The following is a 17,981-nucleotide window of genomic DNA, read 5'->3' as shown; positions in this document are numbered from 1 at the left end:
GGGAAATATGCTGACAAGTTATCTGACAGGGCTGCTGGTGTGCGGCGGCATCATCATTGCGATTGGCGCTCAGAACGCCTACATCCTGGGGCAGGCGATTCGCCGGGAACATCATTGGTATTGCGCTGGCATTTGCATGACGGCGGATATCTTGCTGTTCACGGCAGGCATGTTCGGCGTTAACGCCGCGTTGATGGCCGTGCCTGAAGCGCTGGACGTGATGCGCTGGTTGGGTGTGGCGTTCCTCAGCTGGCTGGCGTTGCTGGCCTTCGCTCGTGCTGCGAAAGGACGTGATGCCCTGGATGCCAGGAAAGCGGATGTTTCGAGCCTGCGGACCGTAGTGTTGACCACCCTGGCGGTAACGCTACTGAATCCCCAGGTGTATCTGGATACCTTGTTGCTGATCCCTGCCATCGGCGCGCAACAGGCCAGCCCGCTGGTGTTTGTGGCCGGCGCCAGCAGTGCGTCTGTCATGTGGTTCTGCCTGCTGGCGTTCGGCGGGGCGGCGCTTTCCCCCTGGTTGTCGAGCCCCATGTCCTGGCGGTTCATTGATGGCGCTATTGGTTCCATGATGGCGATCATTGCCTTTCACCTCGCCAGCAACGGCCTGTCCGGGCCGGTGGCGTAAACAGGGCCCGGTCTCCGGGCCCGCCGGTTACTTTTCCAGCACCGTTCTGGTATGCTTCGCCGCCTTTAATTCGCAGCTTATGAACGTACCTTAATGAACGTCCCCACGACAGTTACGACGATCACTCCGCCCTAGCGTCCTGTGCTCCCAGGTTTACGTCCTGATTGAACTCCGGTAGTCACCTCATGAGGACTACAACCGGTTTTTACGTCCCGAATTTGCCCTCTCTGACTGGATACCAACGATATGGTGAACAAGCTTAAGGCCGACTGGCTTTCCAATATACGCGGCGATTTGCTTGCCGGCATTGTGGTGGCGCTGGCGTTGATTCCCGAAGCCATCGCTTTTTCCATTATCGCCGGTGTGGACCCGAAAGTGGGTCTGTATGCCTCGTTCTGTATTGCGGTGGTGATTGCCTTCGTCGGCGGCCGCCCCGGTATGATCTCCGCCGCGACAGGCGCTATGGCGCTGTTGATGGTGACGCTGGTAAAGGAACACGGCCTGGAGTATCTGCTTGCAGCTACGCTGCTGACCGGGTTGCTGCAGATCGGCGCTGGCTATCTGAAACTCGGCGGCCTGATGCGCTTTGTGTCCCGTTCCGTGGTGACCGGGTTTGTAAATGCACTGGCTATCCTGATCTTTATGGCGCAGTTGCCAGAGCTCACTAATGTCACCTGGCACGTTTATGCCATGACCGCTGCCGGGCTAGGGATCATTTACCTGTTTCCACTGGTGCCGGTCGTCGGCCGCATACTGCCATCGCCGTTGATCTGTATTGTCTCGCTGACCATCGTCGCGATGGTCTACAACATCGATATCCGCACGGTCGGTGATATGGGGCAACTGCCGGATACGCTTCCGATTTTCCTGTGGCCAGACGTGCCACTGAATCTTGAAACCCTGATGATCATCCTGCCTTACTCCGTCGGTCTGGCCATTGTTGGCCTTCTGGAATCCATGATGACCGCCACCATTGTGGACGACCTCACGGACACAACCAGTGACCGTAACCGGGAGTGCAAAGGGCAGGGCGTTGCCAATATTGGCTCTGGCCTGCTGGGTGGCATGGCTGGTTGCGCGATGATTGGCCAGTCCATTATCAACATCAAATCCGGCGGCCGAACCCGGCTTTCCACGCTGACAGCGGGTGTATTCCTGCTGGTTCTCGTGCTGGTGCTGGACCAGTGGCTGGTACAGATTCCAATGGCGGCCCTCGTAGCCGTGATGATCATGGTGTCCATCGGTACCTTCAGCTGGGCGTCGATCAAGAACCTGAAAGAGCACCCCCTGTCCACCAACATTGTGATGGTGGTGACCGTTATTGTCGTCGTTGCCACGCACAACCTGGCCTTCGGCGTGCTGGCAGGCGTGCTTCTGGCGGCCCTGTTCTTCGCCAACAAGGTGGGTCATTACATGCTGGTGACGTCCGACTTTGACGAAGCGACTGACACCCGCACCTACAACGTTGTCGGGCAGGTGTTCTTCAGTTCCTCGGAAAAATTCACGGAATCCTTTGATTTCAAGGAAGCAGTGGATAATGTGGTGATTGACCTGACCCGGGCTCACTTCTGGGACATTACGGCAGTGGGCGCTCTGGACAAGGCCGTTATCAAGTTCCGTCGCGAAGGTGCGGAGGTGGACATCATCGGGCTGAATGAAGCCAGCGCCACCATTGTTGACCGCTTTGGGGTGCACGATAAACCCGACGCCGTTGACCAGTTGATGGCGCACTGATATGACACAAGCCAAGGAATTCAAAGACGTAACCGGTCAGAATAACAACCACAAGGATCACCAAGGCGAGGTTGAAATGCTACGAGTAGTTGCCTGTATCGACGGCTCCCGGGCTGCACCGGCGGTGTGTGATTACGCTGCCTGGGCCAGCAAGCACATGGAAACCCCGATGACTCTGCTGCACGTTCTCGACGAGGAACGCTATCCAACAGAGCCGGACCTGGCTGGTAGCATTGGCTTGGGAAGCCGTGAACAGCTGATGGATGAGCTAGCCGAGCTTGACCGCAAGCGTTCCAAGCTGGCTCTCGAACACGGTCATCACATGCTGGATGAGGCAGAACACCGGGTGAAGGAGCAGGGCATTGACGACGTGATCAAACGCCAGCGCCACGGGGACCTGACGGAATCCCTGCTTGCCCTGGAAAACCAGACCCGTCTGCTGGTGATGGGGCTGCACGGCGAGAGCAGTTCAGACCGTGACGTACATGTGGGCAGTCAACTGGAAACCGTGATTCGCAGTGTCCACCGCCCGATTCTTCTGGTTCCGGACGAGTACGAGCAGCCAAAGAGCGCCATGCTGGCTTTTGACGGCAGCGCCACGGCGTTCAAGGGCGTGGAACTTCTGGCGGGTAGCCCGGTACTGAAAGGCATGCCGATTCATCTGGTGATGATTGGAGCGGACACCAATGACCGCTGGGAACAGCTCAAGAAAGCAGAGAAGATGCTGGGTGACCTTGGCTCCGACATCACCCTCGCGATCCGCGCCGGGGATGTAGAGCCAACGCTCCACGCCTACCAGGAAGAACACGACATCGACATCCTGGTAATGGGTGCCTATGGCCATTCACGAATTCGACAGTTCCTGGTGGGAAGCACCACAACCACCATGCTGAAAACCGCGAAAAAGCCGCTGGTGATCCTGCGCTAATGCTGAACCAGCGGCGCTCTGTTGCCGGGCTGATGTCGGCCCGCTACTTTCTGTCGGGGCTGCTAGTGCTGCTAGTGCTGCTGGTCTTGCTGACAGGCTGTGCCGGCAGTTTGCCGCCGGCCACTCATTCCGGAGCCGAAACCGCCGTGTTGACTGACGACAGTTTCCTTTCCAGCCAGTCCCGGCAACGGCTGGCTGACGCGAACGGTCAATCCGGTTATTACCTGCTGGATTCTGGTCAGGACGCCTTTCTGTACCGAGCCGCTATGATTGAGGCGGCTGAACACCGTATTGATGCTCAGTACTACATCTGGAATCGTGATGACTCCGGACTGCACCTGGCCGGCCGGCTGTTACTCGCAGCGGACCGTGGTGTTAAGGTCCGGCTGCTGCTGGATGACTTTAACGCCGAGGGGATCGGCGAGTTGTTTGCCTCCCTGGATACCCATCCGAATATTCATATTCGCATCTTCAACCCAGCCAGAAACCGCAGTGGCTGGGGCCGATGGGTATCGTTTCTGATGGACTTCCAGCGTATCAACCGCCGTATGCACAACAAGACATTCGTGGTGGACGGGGTTGCCGGCATTGTCGGTGGCCGCAACATTGGTGATGAATATTTCGGCTTCGATGAGAGCCGCTATTTCAGGGATCGCGATGTCCTTGCCCTGGGGCCGGTGGTTGAGGGTATGGCGGATAATTTCCAGGCTTACTGGAGCAGCCCCTGGGCTTACCCCGCTTCCGATCTATACACATCCATGCCTACTGGAGCGGAATTGGCCGAGACGCTGGAGGGGCTTCGGCAGCAGGCCATCGCACAACCCCGGCTCCCCACCTCTGCCCCCACAGGAGCGGAGCAGGGCAGGTCTGAACTGACCAACGTGTTCAGCCGAATGACAATTGCTCAGGGGGAACTGGTGTTTGACCCTCCCCCTGAAAACATGGACGCGCCATCCGAAACGCCCAAACGGAGCGCACTGGCGTTGCAACGCCTGGCGCAGACAGCCACCCGGGAAATCCTGATCGAGTCCGCCTACCTCATTCTTGCCAGGGAACAGTTGCAGGCCCTGGGTGCCAATGAGCGCCCGCAACTGGAGGTTGCCGCGCTGACCAACTCTCTGGCTTCCAATGATCTGGTCACCAACCATGCCGGTTATGCCCGCTGGCGTCCCTACATGCTGGAGCAGGGCATAGACATCTACGAACTCAAGCCTGATGCCGAGGCCTGCCGGCAATGGTTGAGTGACGACGCCTTCTGCGCCACGGGCGAGGTCAGCCTGCACTCCAAATCAGTGGTTTTTGATCGCAGCACCCTGGTGGTGGGGTCCTTCAACGTTAACCTCCGCTCCATCTACCTCAACGGTGAAACCGTATTGATTATCCACAGTGCCGACCTGGCAGAGCGTGTGGCGGAGGATGTACGGCTGACCATGGCGCCCGGCAATAGCTGGGAGGTGGCTCTGGACGAGGACGGAGATCTCCAGTGGCGCAGCGGTGAGGCGGTATATGGCAGTGAGCCGACCGTCCATTGGTGGCGCCGGGCGAAGTCCGGGTTCTTGTCGTGGTTGCCTATCGAGAAATACCTTTAGTCTGGGCTTTGCCCGGGGTGTCAGGCAGCGCTCCCTGCTGCCACACCCGAGGCCCAGGCCCACTGAAAGTTATGGCCGCCAAGGTGTCCGGTAACATCCACCACCTCACCAATAAAGTACAGGTCAGGCTTGTCCAGAACCGCCATGGTTTTTGATGACAGCTGGCGGGTATCCACGCCACCCAGGGTTACTTCGGCCGTTCGATAGCCTTCGGTGCCGGCAGGTTTGATGGTCCATTGGTCCAGGGCGCGAGCCACCTGCTCTATGTCGCTGTTTTTGTAGCCCTGCAATGGACCGGCCCAGCCGTGAACGTCGTTCAGGGCCTGAGCGAAGCGTTTGGGCAGGTGTTGTGCAAGGTATTGGGCCACCGTGGATTGCGGTTTTGATTTCCGCAGGTCGTGCAGGTCCTGTTCTACATTGGTGGCGGGCAGCATATTGACGCTCAGGCTGTCGCCGGGGTGCCAGAAGCTGGAAATCTGCAGCATCGAAGGGCCACTGAGCCCGCGGTGGGTGACCAGCATCGGTTCGCGGAAATGTTCGTTGTTGCAATGCACGTCCACAGGGCAACTGACACCGGACAGGGGCGCCAACTGTTCCTTCAGCTCCGGGTGCAGGGTGAAGGGCACCAGCCCTGCCCGGATTGGCAGTATGGCAAGCCCGAACTGTTTCGCAATATCGTAGCCAAAGCCGGTTGCGCCCATGGTGGGGATGGACAACCCACCGCAGGCGATGACCAGGGATTCACAGGTCAGGGTGCCGCTGTTTGTTTGTAGCTGGTAGCCGTGATCGACACCGCTGATTGTTTTAACGCTGGTTTTAAGTCGCACTTCTGCGCCCGCCCATTCGCATTCGGTGAGCAGCATATTGAGTATTTCCTTGCTGCTCTCCTTACAGAATAGCTGGCCGGCGGCCTTTTCCTCGTGCTCGATGCCGTGGCGTTCCACCAGGTCCAGGAAGTGCTGGGGGGTGTAGCGTTTCAGGGCGGAGATGCAGTAGTGGGGATTGTCCGAGAGGAAGTTCGCCGGTGTGCTGTTGAGATTGGTAAAGTTGCAGCGGCCACCGCCGGACATGAGGATCTTCTTGCCGGGTTTGTTGGCATGGTCGATCAACAGCACACTGCGGCCACGGTAGCCTGCGGTAAGAGCGCACATCAGGCCTGCGGCACCGGCGCCTATGATGATGACGTCGTAGTTCTGGGTTGTCATGATTTGAAGTTACAGTGTTGGCTCTGGGAGTTCCGGCGCAGTATACATTTTTGCGAAGACGTTAGGGCAGTTGCACGGAACCTTCCATATAGAATGCCGCCTGGCCCGCAATGGCGACGCGGTCGCCCTTCAGTTCACATCGCAGAACGCCGCCCCTTGCGGACACCTGATGTGCCAACAGGTGATCCTTGCCGAGTTTTTCGGCCCAGTAGGGCACCAGAATACTGTGGATTGAGCCGGTGACAGGGTCTTCATCAATACCGCCGCCGGGGGCGAAGTAACGGCTGACGAAGTCGCAGTCATTGCCGTGTGCCGTAATGATGACACCCAGATTGCCAAGTTCCTTGAGCTTGCGGATGTCCGGCTGCGCAGTTTTTACTGCCGCTTCGTCTCCGAGGACGATGAGATAGTTGGTGTCTTTGGGGACGAAAAACGACGTGTTCGGGCAGTCTTCCAGGGCATCCAGGATCAGATCGGGCGTTGAGCATTCCTCAAAGGCAAGATTCGGGAAGTCCAGTTCGAGCCAGCCGTCGTCGGTCTGTTTCACTCCCAGGGGCCCGCTTTTAGACTGGAATCGGATTTGTTCCTTTTGCCACCCGAGCTTGTTGAAGATAACCCAGGCGCTGGCGAGGGTGGCGTGACCGCATAGCGGCACTTCAGTGCCTGGGGTGAACCAGCGTATGTGGAAGTCTTCGTCCGCTTCCTCGGGTAAGGGCACCAGAAAGGCTGTTTCCGAGAGGTTATTTTCCAGTGCCAGTTTCTGCATGGCGTCGTCCGGCAGCCACTCTTCAAGCGGCATGACGGCCGCTGGATTGCCGCTGAAAACCTGACTGGCGAACGCGTCGACCTGATATATCGGTAGTGTTTTCATTCTCTTTCCTTTCGCGAGATTCGATGAGTGATAGCCAGAGTCACCATTCTCCGTTTATGCAGACAACCATAACAGATTCAGATATTGTGATTTTGGACCGGTACAGGCTTTTTTGTTCGACATCTGTGCTGGTAAGAATCTGTTTGATCTGTACTGCAGCCATTCTGGATTGATCTGGCAGGATGAAGCGATGGGCATTCTCTATAATCAGGTAGCAGACCAGTTACACGCATTGATTCGTGATGGGGTTTATCGCGAAGGTGAGCGGTTGCCTGGTGTTCGGGCGCTCAGTCGCCAGTTTGGCGTGAGCGTGTCAACGGTGCTTCAAGCACACCAGACGCTGGAGGCCCGAGGCTACCTCGAAGCGCGAGAGCGCAGCGGCTATTTTGTGCATCTGCCCAGGCGGGATACACCAGAACCGGTGATGCAGAAGCACAAAGCCAAGCCGGTGCCGGTGAGTGCCCGTGACATGGCGCTTGATCTTTGTGCTGACGAAGAGAAACGCATGGTGCCTCTGGCGGCCGCTGTGCCACATCCCGATTTCCTGCCCGTGCGGCAGATCCAGCATGCCACCCTCTGGGCTGCACGGCGAGGGCTGGAAACATTAGACTATGCCTTTCCCGGCAAGATCGAGTATCGCCGTCAGGTGGCCCAGCGAATGGCCGCATTGGGGATTATTACCACGCCCGACGACATTCTTGCCACCAACGGTGCCCAGGAAGCCATTATTCTTGCCCTGCAGGCGGTCACTTCGCCTGGGGATATCGTGGTTGTCGAGTCACCATCGTTCCCGGGCATCCTCCAGGCGCTGGACGTGGTTGGGCTCCGGGTCATTGAAGTGCCGACGCATCCTTCGGAAGGGCTGAGCCTGGAGGGATTGGAGCTGGCGCTGGAACAGTGGCCGGTGAAGGCATGCGTGGTGGTCCCTAATCACAGCAATCCCATGGGCGCGACGATGTCTGATCTTCGCAAGCAGCAGATGGTAAGGATGCTGGAGGCGGCAGGCGTTCCGTTGATTGAGGACGATATCTACGGCGATCTGTATTACGGCACCCATCGACCCAGACCGGCAAAAGTCTTTGACCGCACCGGCAATGTTATCTATTGCAACTCCTTCTCCAAGACCATTTCTCCGGGTTTACGGCTGGGATGGATGATGCCCGGAAAATATCTGGCCGAGGCTAGCCAACAGAAGTATTTCAGCAACCTGGGCACCGCGAGCGTGCCGCAGCTTGCCGTGGCGCATTTCCTGGAGCAGGGCGGTTATGATCGTTACCTTCGTTCTGCCCGGCAACGCTATCGCGAGGCGACGGACCGTATGCGTGCGGCAGTAGGGCGCTCGTTTCCCGAAGGTACGGCCGTCAGCCGTCCCCAGGGTGGTTTCGTACTGTGGGTTCAGCTTCCTGGCACAGTGTCCGGTACAGAGGTGTTTCGCCGGGCGCGGGAGGAGAATATCAACGTGGCCCCGGGCCTGATGTTCTCCACCACCGACAAGTACGAAAACTGCCTGCGACTGAACGGTGCCAACCCCTGGAGCGAGCGGGTTGAGCAGGCGATTGCGCGCCTTGGTGCCATTGCAACGGCTGTGGCGGCTGAGTCCCGGTCCTGACTCGGGACTATTTATTGCGCAGGTTCATCGGATCCAGCAGGCCGATGGCAACCGCAATGCCCGTAACGTCCGGCACGCGCTCGACGCCCAGCCGTTTCATTACGCGCGCCCTGTACAAGTCAATTGTCTTCACACCGATGTCCAGTTGTTCCGCTATTTCCCTGCTGGTGTATCCTTGTGCCAATGGCATGAATACATCCCGTTCCCGACGTGTGAGAGAAGCGACCAGCGTGTCAGTATGCTGGTCTCCACGTTGTTGGCTATTGGCTTTCTGATGTTCCTGAAGTGCCTGCTGGACGCTATCCAGAAGAAGCTGTTCGTTGAATGGCTTCTCAATGAAATCAAACGCCCCGGATTTGAAGGCGCGGACCACGATGGGGACATCCGCGTGGCCAGAGAGAAAGATGATAGGAAGTTGCGAGCCCCGTTTTTGAAGCTCTTCCTGAACGTTCAGGCCGCCGAGGCCGGGCATCCGTATGTCGAGGACTACGCAGCCGGTATGCTCCGGATTAACGGCGTTCAGAAATTGCCGTCCATCTGCATAAGGCTGCACATGTAGGCCAACTGACTCCAGCAGCCACTGGGTAGACTCCAGCATGCCGGCATCATCGTCTACAACATAAACAGTATGGGCTGAATCACTCATCCTGATCTGTCTCCCTGGGGTTGCCGGATTCATTCTTCTTGCAGTGAGGGGGCGGGAAGCGGCATATCAGTGTCAGGCCGCCACATTCCGCCGGTTGTGCATCCAGGAAGCCGCCATATCCCTCAATAATGGAGCGGCTCATGGAAAGTCCGAGGCCAAGCCCTTGAGGTTTGCTGGTATAGAAAGGCGTGAACATGTGTCGCATGCCTTCCTCGTCAAGGCCCGCTCCGTAGTCAGTCACCTTGATCAGGGTCTCCTGCGTTGGTGTTACGCAGGTTTCAATCTTAATGCGAGATGGGGCGCTGTCACCCTGTCGGGCTTCGGTATTGGCGTCGATACCGTTGCGAATCAGGTTGATCAACACCTGCTCGAGTAAGACCGGGTCGGCAGTGAGGACAGGGTTGAGCGGCGTCAGGTTCTCCTGGATGACGACATTATGCTTGTCGGCATCCCATTGGCACAGTCGCTTGACGTTGGTTACCGAGTCATTGATGTTAACCGGCGCGGTGCGTTGCTGCCCCTTGCGTAGAAAGGCCCTCAGTCGCTTGATGACTTCCGAAGCGCGGTTGGCATGATGGGTTATTCGTTGCAGACCGTCGTCCACCCGCTCAAGGCATTCCGGGTTCTCCTGAGCCAGTTTCAGATAGCGCTGGCTTGCACTGGCAAAGTTAACGATAGATGCCAGTGGCTGGTTCATCTCGTGGGCGATACTGGATGCCAGTTCGCCCAGTGTCGCCAGGCGGGCAGTGTGGGCGAGTTCTTCAGCCAGACGGCGGTTGTTTTCTTCGGACCTTACCCTTGCGGTTATGTCTCGCGAGACGCTGACGACCTCGATCACCGCTCCGGTGTAGGTTTCCCTGATCGCCCGGCTGGCAATTTCAAACCATCGCCTGCTACCGTCCCTGTGAGTGATCTCAATGGTCATGGTGGCGTAGCCTTCGTCCCGAAGCCGGTTGCGGGCTTCTTCTACTTCGGCGCTGAACGCATTGCTTCGGAATACCTCTTCAAGAGGTTTCCCCCTCAGCTCCTCAGGCCAGTACCCCAATAGCCTCCAGGATGCCGGCGTGGCGTCAATGAACCTGCCGTCCGGTGCATGTCGGGAAATAAGATCTGTGGTGTTTTCGGTAATCAATCGGTACAGCCGGCTGGATCGGGTTGCCTCATCCAGTTTCCGGATATTGTCGGTGACATCCCGTCCCCGCGCCAGAACCTGGCGAGAGTCCTGGTCGGGAATGAAGGTCCATGACAGGGTGGCCGAATGCTGGCGACTCTCCACGCCTTCAATAGCACGTCCCTGGGTAAGGCAGGCATTGATCAGAGCTGAGAAATTGATTGGTAGCAGTCTGATCGGGTTGTCGGTTCCGGTCTCTGCGCACAGATCTTTCGCTGCCTGATTCTGGCCTAGCAGCTGGCTGTCGGAATCGAGTATAAGCCCCGCTTCAGGGTCGGAACTTGGCAGTTGGAAGGTTGTGATAGTGCTTCCTTGGTTATTTTTCATTTTAATATAGTATATATACTATAATACATTGGTGTAATTTCTAGTATTGTTGCTATAAAATAGTATCTCGATACCAGAGATTGTAGCCCTTTCAGTGGACTTCTTTAATACACCATAAGAATAATGACGCCTACAGGACCATACAATGACATCAATTTTTGATCAGGGCCTCGAGCCAGTCAGCGCCAATCACTCTGTCCTTTCCCCCATCGACTTCATTGAGCGTACCGCCAGTGTGTACCCGGACTATCCGGCAGTCATACACGGAGCCATTCGCTATACCTGGGGACAGACCTATGAACGGTGTCGCCGACTGGCCTCTGCGCTTTCCAGCAGGGGCATTGGTCGTGGCGACACGGTGGCGGCGATACTGCCCAATATTCCGGCGATGGTGGAATGTCATTTTGGCGTTCCGATGATTGGGGCTGTGCTCAACACTCTTAACGTGCGACTGGATGCAGAGGCCATTGCTTTTATGCTGGAGCACGCTGAGGCCAAAGTGGTGGTGGCCGATCGGGAGTTCGGTAGCGTGGTTCGCGATGCAATCAGTCGTCTGGACTCAAAGCCATTGGTCATTGACGTTGACGATCCCGAATACGGTGAAGGTATCCAGGTGAGCGATCTGGATTACGAAGCGTTCCTTCAGGAAGGCGACCCGGAGTTCCAGTGGAACCTGCCCGAAAACGAATGGGATGCAATTTCACTGAACTATACATCAGGCACCACCGGCAATCCGAAAGGTGTGGTTTACCACCATCGTGGCGCTTATCTGAACAGCCTTGGCAATCAGGCCGTGTGGTCAATGGGCCAGCACCCCGTCTACCTGTGGACGCTTCCCATGTTCCACTGCAACGGCTGGTGTTTCCCCTGGACCGTCACAGCGATGGCAGGCACCCATGTGTGTCTACGGCGGGTGGACCCGGAGAAAATCCTCCAGCTGATTCGCGATCATCAGGTTACTCACATGTGCGGTGCGCCAATTGTGCTCAACGCTCTGTTGAATGTGCCAGAGTCTGCGAAAGCCGGGATTGATCACGAGGTGAAGGCGATGACAGCCGGTGCAGCCCCTCCTGCACAAGTTATCGGTGCCATTGAGGAAATGGGGATTGCGATTACCCATGTATATGGTCTCACCGAGGTATACGGCCCGGTGACAGTGTGTGCGTGGAAATCCGAGTGGGATGAGAAAACGCTGGATGAGCGAGCCACGATCAAAGCACGTCAGGGCGTTCGTTATCACACGCTGGCAGGCACGATGGTAGGTGAGCCCAGCACCATGGAGCCGGTACCCAAAGACGGTAAAACCATTGGCGAGATCTTCCTGCGCGGTAACACCGTAATGAAGGGTTATCTGAAGAACCCCAAGGCCACTGAGGAAGCCTTTCGCGGCGGTTGGTTCCACACCGGTGATCTGGCTGTGTGGCACGAGGACGGTTATATGGAGATCAAGGATCGTCTGAAGGACATCATCATTTCGGGGGGCGAGAATATTTCCACCATTGAGGTGGAAGACACTCTGTATCGCCATCCGTCGGTATTGGAGGCAGCGGTGGTTGCGCGGCCAGACGCCAAATGGGGCGAGACTCCTTGTGCGTTTATCACCCTGAAGCCGGAAGCCAGCGAAGTGAGCGAGGAGGATCTGATCGACTTCTGCCGTGAACGATTGGCTCGCTTCAAGGTGCCCAAGACGATCGTATTTACTGACCTGCCAAAAACCTCAACCGGCAAGATCCAGAAATTCGTGCTGCGAGACCAGGCAAAAGAACTGGATTGATCTGGTGCTGTTATAGCCCGGCGACCGGGTCTGGAAACCGTTAACACAAAAACAACATGAGGTGCGGATGATTCCGCACCAGGAGACTTTTTATGCAAGTTTACCACCGTAAAAATGGGGAAGAGCAGCCATATTGGCCGGCTGGTCCCTTCAAGATTCGGCTGCCGTTTGTTCACTACCGCTGGGAGTTTGCCGAAATGGTGCAAGCGCTGATCATGTTCGTGGTCAGCCTTGCGATGATTCCGCTTCTGGAGAAATACCTCGGTGTGCCCTACGACGTTGCGCTTGCCTACGTGGTGATCTGTGGCATCGGTTTCATGTTGCCAGCGTTACTCGGTGTTCCATTGATACCGGGCTGGATCACGCCGGGCATCCCTGTAGTGCTTCTCTTCCTGGGTGACTACGAGCCGGGTCCGGAAGCCATTCAAGCGTTGTTTGCGCTGCAGTTCCTGGTGTTCATTATTTTTCTGGTGCTGGGGGTTACCCGCTTGGGTAGCAAGCTGGTGGAGCTGATTCCCCGTTCCATGAAAGGCGGCATTATTATTGGTGCCGGTATTGCTGCGCTGATGGGAGAGATTGAAGCCGGTGGACGGCTTGCGGAAACCCCTATCTCCCTGATAGTGGGTGGCTTGGTCTGCCTGTACCTGATGTTTTCGGTGTCCTTCAAAGGCTTCGTCGACACCAGCCATCTTGCCCGTAAAATCGCGAATTACGGCATGGTTCCGGGCATGGTTGTTGCCATTTTGGTGGGCTTTGCCACCGGTGAGTATGCCGTTCCAAATGTGGAGTGGGGAATCACCAAGCCGGCATTCGACGAGCTCTGGAACTACTTGCCGTTTACAGTTGGGTTTCCGGATGCCGAAGTATTCATGTATGCGATTCCGACAGCGGTGATTGCCTATGTCATTGCCTTTGGCGATATCGTGGTTGGCCAGTCATTGATGAATCGGGTAGACCACCTGCGAAAGGATGAGGACATCGACAACAGCATTGACCGGGCCCACCTGGTAACGGCCATTCGTAACGGTGGTCACGCATTCTTTGCGCCTTATCCTGGTCTTGCCGGCCCTATCTGGACTGCGGTTACCGCTACCATGGCTGAGCGCTATAAATACGGCCGCAACGCGATGGATTCTATCTACAGCGGCGGCGGTACGTTCTGGATCACTGGCTTCATCGCGTTATTTGTTTTGCCGTTGGTAAGCTTTTTTCAGCCAGTATTGCCGATTGCGTTGTCCCTGACCCTACTACTGACTGGTTACATCTGCCTGATGGTTGGCCTCGAACAACTGGAGAACAACACCGAGCGCGGTATCGCCGGTACCATGGGCGTGGTTCTGGCGGTTTACGGTGCGGGCTGGGGCCTGGCCACCGGAGCGGTTCTGTATTTCCTGATTGAGCGAACAAAACTCCTCGGATTTACATCCGACCCAGAAGCGCCGGGCGTTAAAGGCGCGGAAGAGCATTAAACCGACGGCCTCTTGGCTGTTCCGAAGCACTATACCCTTATGTGTCCTTGGAGGCATTGGCTCAGCCATGCCTCCTTTTTTTGACAACCTGTCATTTCGTGACAATTTGTCCAATTTTTTGGGTTGCCACCTTCCTTCCGTGTTGAATTCGGGTTTAAACTGAAGTCTCTGATCAATTTTCGTACGCGACGTTGCCGCTGTACGGTGAATGCCGCTCCATAATCACAATAACCCGGAGGCAGTCATGACCATCAGTTCCACGCCCGAAGGCGTTTCGGTTGCACCCCGACACATGCACTTCGATATTGCCGACGACCTCAAAACCCTGTGGCACGGCAATGACACCTTCCGCACGGCGTTCTTCAATGCGCTTTCGCTCCAGTTCCCCGATGGCGAGCAGCAGTTTATCAATGCGGTTCGGCTCTACCGGGACAAGGTGGGCGATCCCAAGCTTAAGGAAGAGATTCGCGGGTTTATTGGCCAGGAGGCGCTGCATAGCCGGGAGCACAAGCACTACAACGAAGCGTTGAAGGCTCGTGGGTACAACATCGATGCCATTGATGAGCGATTCCGCAGGCATATGGCGTGGGTAGGCAACCTGCCGCCCAGTCGCCAACTGGCCGGAACCTGCGGTGCCGAGCATTATACCGCGGTGCTGGCGAATGCCATTCTCCGTCACCCGGAATGGATGGAAGGGGCCACACCGGACATGGAAAAGCTGTGGCGCTGGCACGCCATCGAGGAAACTGAGCACAAATCGGTGGCTTTCGACGTCTATCGACACTGCGTTGGCAATGAGCGTCTTCGCCGGATTGTATTCCTGTTTGTGACCTGGAATTTCTTCAAGTACACCTGCCTGAACACCTGCAGCCTGTTGAAAACCGACGGCAAGTTGTGGAGCCTCGGCACGTGGATCGGTGGTATTAACTTTCTATGGGGTAAACCGGGGGTGTTGCGCAAGTGCATGCCGGACTTCCTGGCCTATTTCCGCAAGGGGTTTCATCCGTGGCAACAGGATAACCGTGAACTGATCGAGAAAAACCTCAATGAACTTGAACTGAAGCCATCCGCTCGCTAGCAGGGTGCTGAAATATTGACCGCTTTGTGTAAGACTGGGCCTGCCAAAAACAATGACAATAAAGGGAAGCAACCGGCTGGAATAGCTTCCCATAGCTGGAGGCCCCATGCGCGTTGGTCTTATCGTTGATTCCGCCTGCGATCTGCCCTATGAGTTCAGTCGCAAGCACGATCTGTTTGTTCTGCCGGTCACGGCCGTTATCGACGGCCAGACCTACATCGACGAGCACGACCCGGTCAGGACCCAGGAATTCTACCAGAGCGGCCTATTACAGAAGGGCCACCACGCCGAAACACATGCCTTCTCCGCCGAACAGATCCACGACCTGTTCATGGAAAAAATTGTCACGGAATTTGACGTTGCCATCTGCGAAACGGTCACCCGGTCTCGCAGCCTGATTTTCCAGAACGCTACGGAAGCCATGAACAGTGTGATGGGGCACTATCATGAGGCCCGCCACGCCGCCGGGCGGGAGGGCAAATTCTCCATGCGGGTGATCGACAGCAAACAGATCTTTGCCGGCCAGGGGCTGCTGGCGGCTCACACCCTTCGCCTGATTGAGCAGAAGCTTTCGAAAAACGCCTTACGCAATGAAGTCGACACGTTCACCGACAGAATCTACACCTGCGTGATTCCCCGGGATTTGCACTATATCCGCGAACGGGCCCGTCGGCGTGGAGACAAGAGCGTGTCGGCACTGGTGGCGTTTCTCGGCAAGGCACTGAACATCACCCCGGTCATTTTTGGTCAGGGCGCTGAAGGACAACCGGTTGCCAAAACCCGGAGTTTCGACGTGGCAGTGGAAAAAGTGATGAACTATGCCACCGCGAGGGTCGAGGCAGGACTGTTGACGCCCTATGTCAGCCTTTCCTGCGGCCTGACCTGGACTGAAATCGAGGACCTTCCAGGATTGAATCGCCTGCGTGACGCCTGTGAGAAAAACGGTGTTGAGCTGTTGCTCTCCCAGATGGGCATTACCAGCAGCATCTACATCGGCCCCGGCAGCCTGTGCCTGGCGCTTGCCGCAGAACCCCACGAATTCAGCGATTTCCAGTAGCCGGGACTATCGGGCGCCCAGGCACCACCTCCCGTTTCTTGGCTCACTCGCACACCAAAGGCTGTATCTTCGGCAAACGCAGCCGGTCGGGCTTCGTGTTAGCCTCATATCGTTCTCAATTCAGAAGCCCACTTCCAGACAGCACCGGACCCCGATTATGACCAAAGGTAAAACGGATCTCGCCAATGCGTTGCTCGAGCAACACGTAAAACACGAACTGGCTTCCCTGAAAGGGGCCAAGTTGCGGCGCTTTCTCGAAACCGAAGTGGATGAACTGTTTGACTACGCCGGGGCCATCACCCTGAACCGGCTGACCTCGGCGGAACAGGTTATGGGCGTGATCCAGCGCATTGTGATCAACATGGAACTGGATGCCGGTATCCCGGAACTGGCGGCCGAAATGGCTACGGAGGTATTGAACGCGCCGGTCCAGCGCACGTCCCGGTTACGGGATATTATCACCCGAGAGCAGGCCACCGGGTTCCTCGAAGAGGCCCTTGAACTACGTCAGCAGCGTGAGCGGGTGATCAGCGAGATCATGGCTCACCCGGTCTATCAGGAGCTGGTTTCCAACGTGGTGTATCAGGGCGTGGTGAACTACCTCTACGAGGACAACCTGATTACCAAGAGTGTTCCCGGTGTCGGCTCGATGATGAAGTTTGGCAAGCGCATGGCCAACAGGGCGGTTCCGGGCCTGGACGAGACCTTTGAGCGCCGTTTCAAGGCCTGGTTGTCCGACAGCCTGCCGGGGTTGATCAGCCGGAGTGAACAGTTCCTGAACAAGGCGCTGAGCGACGAGGAGCTGCGCGACAGTGTGATGGCCGTATGGGTGTCACTGGAAGACCGAACCATCGAAGAGTTGCACGAGGGGCTGGGTGACATACAACTTCAGGAGTTTGTGGTTCTGGGGTATGAGTTCTGGCTGCAGTTCCGACAGACGGCCTATTTTGAGGGGTGTGCCAGGGCCGTGGTGGAGCACCTGTTCACCCTGTATGGCGACAAGCCGGTAATTGAGCTGTTAGCTGCCGTTGGGGTCGATCGCGATATGGTCATGGCGGAGGTGGATGCCTACGCACTTCCTGTGATAGACGTGCTGCGGGAGGAGGGGTATCTTGAGGCCCTGATCCGTCGTCGTCTTGCGCCATTCTATAAGTCGGCCGCGGCGAAAAAACTTCTGCAGCAGGAGAGCTGAGCACTCCTGCGTTCGCGTGGGATGTTTGGCAATGCTGGTACCAACGGAGCTGTTCTGGGCCTATCTGGTGGCCATCTCGCTACTGACTGTCACGCCAGGGGTGGACACCCTGCTGGTGATGCGGAACGCCGGGCGCGGTGGATTGAAACATGGTTTGCGGGATGGCTGTGTCACCAGCGTGGGCATCTGCTGTGGGTTGTTTATTCACGCGACCCTGTCCGCTCTGGGTATTTCGGTGCTGCTGGTAGAGACGGCCTGGGCGTTTACCGCGGTCAAATGGGCAGGTGCCTGCTACCTGATCTGGCTGGGGCTGAGTTCGTTGCGTCAGGCCATGGCCCGGGGCCCCGCAAACGCCGATGAATCCTCGATATCGAGCGCCGAACCGCCATTGATGAAACCGGTATCAATCTGGGTGGCGTTTCGCGAAGGCCTGCTGTCGAACGTGCTGAATCCGAAAACGGCGCTGTTCTATATGGCGTTGCTTCCTCAGTTTATCGATCCCGCCGGCAACGCATTCCAGCAATCGCTGTTCCTTGCGGCGGTTCACTTTGTGCTGGCGATGGCCTGGCAATGTGGGCTGGCGTTGGTGGTGGTCAAATCAAGAAGGCTTGGCGTGGGGCAGGGCGTAAAGCGCATGCTGAACGCGCTGACTGGTGGCTTCTTCGTCGCTATCGGGGCAAAACTGGCGACGCAGTGAAGTGGT

At 56.9% G+C, this 17,981-nt stretch carries 15 protein-coding genes; 11 read left to right on the top strand and 4 right to left on the bottom strand.

Annotation, left to right across the window (positions count from 1 at the left end):
• Window positions 1-7: 7 nt before the first annotated feature.
• The 4 genes from B2590_RS06815 (at window position 8) to B2590_RS06800 (ending at window position 4,879) form a co-directional block, all read left to right on the top strand.
• Window positions 8-628, top strand: coding sequence for a LysE/ArgO family amino acid transporter (locus B2590_RS06815; RefSeq protein WP_007151886.1), 621 nt, complete (start codon window positions 8-10; stop codon window positions 626-628).
• A gap of 246 nt (window positions 629-874) precedes the next feature.
• Window positions 875-2,362 carry a SulP family inorganic anion transporter gene (locus B2590_RS06810; RefSeq protein WP_286811295.1) on the top strand — a complete coding sequence of 496 codons (1,488 nt, stop codon included), beginning with the start codon at window positions 875-877 and terminating at the stop codon, window positions 2,360-2,362.
• Window position 2,363: 1 nt separating this feature from the next.
• Window positions 2,364-3,290, top strand: coding sequence for a universal stress protein (locus tag B2590_RS06805; protein WP_041334700.1), 927 nt, complete (start codon window positions 2,364-2,366; stop codon window positions 3,288-3,290).
• Window positions 3,290-4,879, top strand: coding sequence for a phospholipase D family protein (locus tag B2590_RS06800; protein ID WP_286811294.1), 1,590 nt, complete (start codon window positions 3,290-3,292; stop codon window positions 4,877-4,879). Before B2590_RS06805 ends, B2590_RS06800 begins: the two co-directional genes overlap by 1 nt.
• A 20-nt stretch (window positions 4,880-4,899) precedes the next feature.
• On the opposite strand, the gene B2590_RS06795 is transcribed toward B2590_RS06800, so the two are convergent.
• Window positions 4,900-6,084, bottom strand: coding sequence for an NAD(P)/FAD-dependent oxidoreductase (locus B2590_RS06795; protein WP_036204542.1), 1,185 nt, complete (start codon window positions 6,082-6,084; stop codon window positions 4,900-4,902).
• A 61-nt stretch (window positions 6,085-6,145) separates the two neighbouring features.
• A complete protein-coding gene (locus tag B2590_RS06790) occupies window positions 6,146-6,955 on the bottom strand; it encodes a PhzF family phenazine biosynthesis protein (protein ID WP_286811293.1) in 810 nt (269 codons plus the stop codon).
• A 190-nt stretch (window positions 6,956-7,145) separates the two neighbouring features.
• Between B2590_RS06790 and B2590_RS06785 the strand changes: the two genes are divergently transcribed.
• Window positions 7,146-8,564 carry a PLP-dependent aminotransferase family protein gene (locus tag B2590_RS06785; protein WP_286811292.1) on the top strand — a complete coding sequence of 473 codons (1,419 nt, stop codon included), beginning with the start codon at window positions 7,146-7,148 and terminating at the stop codon, window positions 8,562-8,564.
• A 7-nt stretch (window positions 8,565-8,571) separates the two neighbouring features.
• Here B2590_RS06785 and B2590_RS06780 read toward each other — a convergent pair whose 3' ends face one another.
• Both B2590_RS06780 and B2590_RS06775 read right to left on the bottom strand, forming a co-directional pair.
• Window positions 8,572-9,210, bottom strand: coding sequence for a response regulator transcription factor (locus tag B2590_RS06780; protein ID WP_286811290.1), 639 nt, complete (start codon window positions 9,208-9,210; stop codon window positions 8,572-8,574).
• Window positions 9,203-10,708, bottom strand: a complete 1,506-nt coding sequence (locus B2590_RS06775; RefSeq protein WP_085681360.1) for a sensor histidine kinase — start codon at window positions 10,706-10,708, stop codon at window positions 9,203-9,205. Before B2590_RS06775 ends, B2590_RS06780 begins: the two co-directional genes overlap by 8 nt.
• Window positions 10,709-10,853: 145 nt before the next feature.
• Here B2590_RS06775 and B2590_RS06770 point away from each other — a divergent pair, with 145 nt between their 5' ends.
• The 6 genes from B2590_RS06770 (at window position 10,854) to B2590_RS06745 (ending at window position 17,975) form a co-directional block, all read left to right on the top strand.
• The gene (locus B2590_RS06770; protein WP_136633124.1) at window positions 10,854-12,482 is read left to right on the top strand and encodes an acyl-CoA synthetase; all 1,629 of its coding nucleotides are present in this window, start codon (window positions 10,854-10,856) and stop codon (window positions 12,480-12,482) included.
• Window positions 12,483-12,574: 92 nt separating this feature from the next.
• Complete coding sequence (locus B2590_RS06765) at window positions 12,575-13,951, top strand: solute carrier family 23 protein (RefSeq protein WP_085681358.1); 1,377 nt, start codon at window positions 12,575-12,577, stop codon at window positions 13,949-13,951.
• Window positions 13,952-14,195: 244 nt separating this feature from the next.
• Window positions 14,196-15,029 (top strand): metal-dependent hydrolase, encoded by an 834-nt coding sequence (locus B2590_RS06760; protein WP_286811289.1) that lies wholly within the window; start codon window positions 14,196-14,198, stop codon window positions 15,027-15,029.
• A gap of 106 nt (window positions 15,030-15,135) precedes the next feature.
• Entirely contained in the window at window positions 15,136-16,086 is a 951-nt protein-coding gene (locus B2590_RS06755; RefSeq protein ID WP_036204559.1) for a DegV family protein, read from the top strand.
• Window positions 16,087-16,243: 157 nt separating this feature from the next.
• On the top strand, window positions 16,244-17,278 hold the full coding sequence (locus B2590_RS06750; protein WP_286811288.1) for a hypothetical protein: 1,035 nt from the start codon (window positions 16,244-16,246) through the stop codon (window positions 17,276-17,278).
• Window positions 17,279-17,309: 31 nt separating this feature from the next.
• Window positions 17,310-17,975, top strand: a complete 666-nt coding sequence (locus B2590_RS06745; RefSeq protein ID WP_036204562.1) for a LysE family translocator — start codon at window positions 17,310-17,312, stop codon at window positions 17,973-17,975.
• The last annotated feature ends 6 nt before the right edge of the window (window positions 17,976-17,981 follow it).

The sequence above is a fragment of the Marinobacter sp. UBA3604 genome (genome assembly GCF_002375325.1).
GTDB lineage: Bacteria > Pseudomonadota > Gammaproteobacteria > Pseudomonadales > Oleiphilaceae > Marinobacter > Marinobacter salarius.
This window is presented reverse-complemented; position numbering and strand designations above follow the sequence as displayed.

Coding starts and splice junctions, on each gene's coding strand:
- B2590_RS06815 (WP_007151886.1), top strand. CDS start 8: ATGCTGACAAGTTATCTGACAGGGCTGCTGGTGTGCGGCGGCATCATC.
- B2590_RS06810 (WP_286811295.1), top strand. CDS start 875: ATGGTGAACAAGCTTAAGGCCGACTGGCTTTCCAATATACGCGGCGAT.
- B2590_RS06805 (WP_041334700.1), top strand. CDS start 2,364: ATGACACAAGCCAAGGAATTCAAAGACGTAACCGGTCAGAATAACAAC.
- B2590_RS06800 (WP_286811294.1), top strand. CDS start 3,290: ATGCTGAACCAGCGGCGCTCTGTTGCCGGGCTGATGTCGGCCCGCTAC.
- B2590_RS06795 (WP_036204542.1), bottom strand. CDS start 6,084: ATGACAACCCAGAACTACGACGTCATCATCATAGGCGCCGGTGCCGCA.
- B2590_RS06790 (WP_286811293.1), bottom strand. CDS start 6,955: ATGAAAACACTACCGATATATCAGGTCGACGCGTTCGCCAGTCAGGTT.
- B2590_RS06785 (WP_286811292.1), top strand. CDS start 7,146: ATGGGCATTCTCTATAATCAGGTAGCAGACCAGTTACACGCATTGATT.
- B2590_RS06780 (WP_286811290.1), bottom strand. CDS start 9,210: ATGAGTGATTCAGCCCATACTGTTTATGTTGTAGACGATGATGCCGGC.
- B2590_RS06775 (WP_085681360.1), bottom strand. CDS start 10,708: ATGAAAAATAACCAAGGAAGCACTATCACAACCTTCCAACTGCCAAGT.
- B2590_RS06770 (WP_136633124.1), top strand. CDS start 10,854: ATGACATCAATTTTTGATCAGGGCCTCGAGCCAGTCAGCGCCAATCAC.
- B2590_RS06765 (WP_085681358.1), top strand. CDS start 12,575: ATGCAAGTTTACCACCGTAAAAATGGGGAAGAGCAGCCATATTGGCCG.
- B2590_RS06760 (WP_286811289.1), top strand. CDS start 14,196: ATGACCATCAGTTCCACGCCCGAAGGCGTTTCGGTTGCACCCCGACAC.
- B2590_RS06755 (WP_036204559.1), top strand. CDS start 15,136: ATGCGCGTTGGTCTTATCGTTGATTCCGCCTGCGATCTGCCCTATGAG.
- B2590_RS06750 (WP_286811288.1), top strand. CDS start 16,244: ATGACCAAAGGTAAAACGGATCTCGCCAATGCGTTGCTCGAGCAACAC.
- B2590_RS06745 (WP_036204562.1), top strand. CDS start 17,310: ATGCTGGTACCAACGGAGCTGTTCTGGGCCTATCTGGTGGCCATCTCG.